Genomic DNA, 4,560 nt, shown 5'->3' with positions numbered 1-4,560 from the left:
GGGGAGCGGAGGAGCAAGGGAGCGGGTGCAGTTTTCACCGCTGGCGGAAACGGAGACAAGCGGACTTTGCGACGGCGCCATGGGGGTGCACTCCGTGCGGCAAAGCGGCACTTCCCCCGTCCCGCCCCCAGGGGGCGGCGTCCTTTCGTCCCCGCGCCGGGCGCGGATTCCCTCGTTCCGCGTTGGACGCGGATTTCCCGTGCGCCCCGCAGGGGTGGCGTCCTCTCCCCCCGCCGGGGCGCGAACGCCCCTCCTTGCCTGGACAGGCCCCCTCCCCCCTGCCCAACAGAGCATCACCCCCCGTCCCGCGGCCGAAAAAGGGGGTGCATTCCCCCTTGGAATATGATATACTATCCCCTGGATTTGACAAAATCACGTAAAGGGGTATGCACATATGACCGCCATCGGCTTTGACAATCAAAAGTATCTCTCCACCCAATCCGAACAGATCAAGCGCCGGATCGACCAGTTCGGCGGCAAGCTGTATTTGGAGTTCGGCGGCAAGCTCTTCGACGACTTCCACGCCTCCCGGGTTCTGCCGGGCTTCGCGCCGGACAGCAAGCTCCAGATGCTGCAGCAGCTGAAGGAGGACGTGGAGATCGTCATCGCCATCAACGCCGCAGACATTGAGAAGAACAAGGTCCGGGGCGACTTGGGCATCACCTACGACGAGGACGTGCTGCGGCTCATCGACTGCTTCCGGAGCCTGGATTTGTACGTGGGCAGCGTGGTGCTGACCCGGTACAGCCGCCAGAGCGCGGCGGACGCCTTTTTGAAGCGCCTGGCCTCCCTGGGCATCCGCTGCTACCGCCACTACCCCATCGCCGGCTACCCCTCCGACGTCCCCCACATCGTCAGCGACGACGGCCTGGGGAAAAACGATTACATCGAGACCACCCGCTCCCTCGTGGTGGTGACGGCCCCCGGCCCCGGCAGCGGCAAGATGGCCACCTGCCTCTCCCAGCTGTACCACGACTACAAGCGGGGCATCTCCGCCGGATACGCCAAGTTTGAGACCTTCCCCGTGTGGAACCTGCCCCTGAAGCACCCGGTGAACCTGGCCTACGAGGCCGCCACGGCGGATTTGGACGACGTGAACATGATCGACCCCTTCCATCTGGAGGCCTACGGCAAAACCGCCGTCAACTACAACCGGGACGTGGAGATCTTCCCGGTGCTCAACACCATTTTCAAAAAGATCCAGGGGGAGTCCCCCTACCGCTCTCCCACGGACATGGGGGTGAACATGGCGGGCAGCTGCATCATGGACGACGCCGTGTGCTGCGCCGCCAGCCGGATGGAGATTCTGCGGCGGTACTACACCGCCTGCGTGGAGCGGCTGCAGGGCAAGTGCGGCGACGAGCCGGTGCGGAAGCTGGAGCTGGTGATGCAGCAGGCGGATGTGGCGCCGGACATCTGTCCGGCGGTATCCGCCGCCCTGCTGAAGGCGGAGACCACCGGCGGCCCCGCCGGCGCCATGGTGCTGCCGGACGGCCGGGTGGTCACCGGCAAGACCTCCGACACCCTGGGGGCCGCCTCGGCCCTGCTGCTCAACGCCATGAAGGCGGTGGGCGGCATCGACGACCACTTTGAGCTGATTTCCTCCCAGGTTCTGGAACCGGTGTGTCTCCTGAAAACCCGGTATCTGGGCCACCGGAACCCCCGCCTCCACACCGACGAGGTGCTGCTGGCCCTGGCCATCTCCGCCCTGACCAACCCCCTGGCGGAGCTGGCTCAGCAGCAGCTGCCCAAGCTCCGGGGCTGCGACGCCCACTTCACCGTCATCTTGAGCGAGGTGGACGAAAAGCTGCTGAAAAGCCTGGGCATCAACGTCAGCTGCGAGGCCCGGTACGAGACGAAAAAGCTGTACCACAAGTGAGGGGCGGACGGCGGTGGACCGGAGCAGGCCCCTGGGGGGCGTAATTTCCTACCCCTGCTGCATCGGCGCGGAGCTGCTCCTGGTCTATCTCGCGGGGAGGACGGGCGTTCTCCTGACCGGGGGCTACGCGCTGCTGGCGCTCCTCCTGGCCAACCTCACGGATTTCATCTGGGAGCGGCAGGCCGTCCGGTATCTGCTGGAGCGCTACCCGGAGGGCTGCCGGAGCTGCGTGACCGCCATGCTGGGAGAGGTGCCCCCCTACTCCGATGTTGCGGACAGCGTGGGGATGCGGCTGATCCGCCGGGGCGTGCGGAAGGGCCATTTCTCAGGGGCGGACGATACGGTGCGCCGCCTGGTGCGCCACAGCCGGTATGGAACCGTCTGGCGGTGCCTGTTTCAGATGACGGCCATCCCCGGTATCCTGCACGTCCTCTGGGGATGACGGCCCGCCGGGAACGGCCGACGGCGGCCCGCTTCGATGGGAGCGGGCCGCGTGTAATTTTCATGGATTTGGAAAGGAAGCGCTATGGACCCCATTGTTGAACAGATTGCGGAGGAGCTGCACCAGCTCCCCCGGCACGTGGAAAATGTGGTGAAGCTCCTGGACGAGGGCAACACCATCCCCTTTATCGCCCGGTACCGCAAGGAGCTGCACGGCGCCATGGACGACACGTCCCTCCGCGCCCTGGAGGAGCGGCTGGGCTATCTCCGGGGCCTGCGGGAGCGGCGGGAGGCGGTGAAGGCCGCCATCGCCGAGCAGGGCAAGCTGACGGAGGACCTGGCCGCCGCCATCGGCGCCGCAAAGACGCTGGCGGAGGTGGAGGACCTGTACCGGCCTTACAAGCAAAAGCGCCGCACCCGGGCCACCATGGCGCGGGAGAAGGGCCTGGCCCCCCTGGCGGAAGTACTCTTCGCCCAGGGGGCGGACTGCCCGGCGCCTTTGGAAGCGGCGGCCGGGTACGTGGACCCGGAAGCGGGCGTGGAGACCCCGGAGGAGGCCCTGGCCGGGGCCTCAGACATCATCGCCGAGCAGATCAGCGACGACGCGGCCCTGCGCAAGCGCCTGCGGGACCTGCTGATGAAAAACGGACGCCTCCGCAGCGCCGCCGCCACGGAGGAGGACTCGGTCTACCGGCTGTACTACGACTTCTCCCAGGCCCTCTCCCGGCTCCAGGGCCACCAGATCCTGGCCGTCAACCGGGGGGAGAAGGAGGAGAAGCTGAAGGTGCACCTGGAGCTGGACCGGGAGCTAGCCCTGCGGACGGTCTGGCGGACGGTGGTGGTTCCCGGCTCCGCCGCCATGGCCTTTGTCAAAGCCGCGGCGGAGGATGCCTACGACCGCCTGCTCTTCCCCTCCCTGGAGCGGGAGGCCCGCTCCGCCCTGACGGAGACGGCCTGCGAGGGGGCCATCGGCCAGTTCGCTCTGAACCTCAAGCCCCTGCTGCTCCAGCCCCCCGTCAAGGGCAAGGTCACCATGGGGCTGGACCCGGGCTACCGGATGGGCTGCAAGGTGGCGGTGGTGGACGGCACCGGCAAGGTGCTGGACACCGCCGTGGTGTACCCCACCCACGGGGAGCGGCAGCGGCGGGAGGCCATCGCCGCCCTGGCCCGGCTGATCCGCACCCACGGCGTGGAGCACATCGCCATCGGCAACGGCACCGCCAGCCGGGAAACGGAACAGATGGCGGTGGAGCTGATCCGCCAGGTGAACGAGGGCGGCGGCCGCGTCAGCTATATGATCGTCTCGGAGGCCGGGGCCTCCGTGTACTCCGCCAGCCCCCTGGCGGCGGAGGAGTTCCCCCAGTACGACGTAAACCTCCGCTCCGCCGTGTCCATCGCCCGGCGGCTCCAGGACCCCCTGGCGGAGCTGGTGAAGATCGACCCCAAGGCCATCGGCGTGGGCCAGTACCAGCACGACATGCCCCCCAAGCGGCTGGACGAGGCCCTGGTCGGCGTGGTGGAGGACTGCGTGAACGCCGTGGGCGTGGACGTGAACACCGCCTCCGCCTCCCTCCTCCAGCGGGTGGCGGGGCTCACCGCCGCCACCGCCAAAAACGTGGTGGCCTACCGGGAGGCCAACGGCCCCTTCACCACCCGCAAACAGCTTTTGAAGGTGCCCAAGCTGGGGCCCAAGGCCTTTCAGCAGTGCGCGGGCTTCCTGCGGGTGCCGGAGAGCCGCCAGGTGCTGGACAACACCGCCGTCCACCCGGAGAGCTACCGCGCCGCGGAGCAGCTGCTCTCCCTCACCGGCCACACCCTGGCGGACGTGCAGGCGGGGCGGCTGGCGGGTCTCTCGGAGGAGGTGCGGTCCTACGGGGAGGCCCGGGCGGCGGAGGCCGTGGGCGTGGGCGTGCCCACCCTGCTGGACGTGGTGGGGGAGTTGCTGAAGCCCGGCCGGGACATCCGGGAGGACCTGCCCCAGCCCATCCTGCGCACCGACGTGCTGGAGATGAAGGACCTGCATCCCGGCATGACCCTCACCGGCACTGTCCGCAACGTCATCGATTTCGGCGTGTTTGTGGACATCGGCGTGCACCAGGACGGCCTGGTGCACATCTCCCAGGTGGCGGACCGCTTCATCAAGCACCCCTCGGAGGTGGTGTCCGTGGGCGACGTGGTGCAGGTGGTGGTGCTGGAGGTGGACGAGCGGAAAAAGCGCATCTCCCTGTCCATGCGCCAGG

The 4,560-nt window shown here is 67.9% G+C and carries 3 protein-coding genes; all 3 read left to right on the top strand.

Translation table 11 applies throughout. From position 1 onward, the window contains the following. The first annotated feature begins 394 nt into the window (after positions 1–394). Positions 395–1,879 (top strand): DUF1846 domain-containing protein, encoded by a 1,485-nt coding sequence (locus QZS21_RS11450; protein ID WP_295583510.1) that lies wholly within the window; start codon positions 395–397, stop codon positions 1,877–1,879. A 13-nt stretch (positions 1,880–1,892) separates the two neighbouring features. Then, positions 1,893–2,321, top strand: a complete 429-nt coding sequence (locus QZS21_RS11445) for a hypothetical protein (protein WP_295583508.1) — start codon at positions 1,893–1,895, stop codon at positions 2,319–2,321. Positions 2,322–2,405: 84 nt separating this feature from the next. Next, positions 2,406–4,560: Tex family protein (locus tag QZS21_RS11440; protein WP_295583506.1), on the top strand; the 2,155-nt coding region annotated here is incomplete at its 3' end.

The sequence above is a fragment of the uncultured Oscillibacter sp. genome (assembly GCF_900544955.1).
GTDB lineage: Bacteria > Bacillota > Clostridia > Oscillospirales > Oscillospiraceae > Oscillibacter.
This window is presented reverse-complemented; position numbering and strand designations above follow the sequence as displayed.

What these genes read in the sequence shown, in the direction of transcription:
- QZS21_RS11450 (WP_295583510.1), top strand. Translation starts at nt 395, where the DNA reads ATGACCGCCATCGGCTTTGACAATCAAAAGTATCTCTCCACCCAATCC.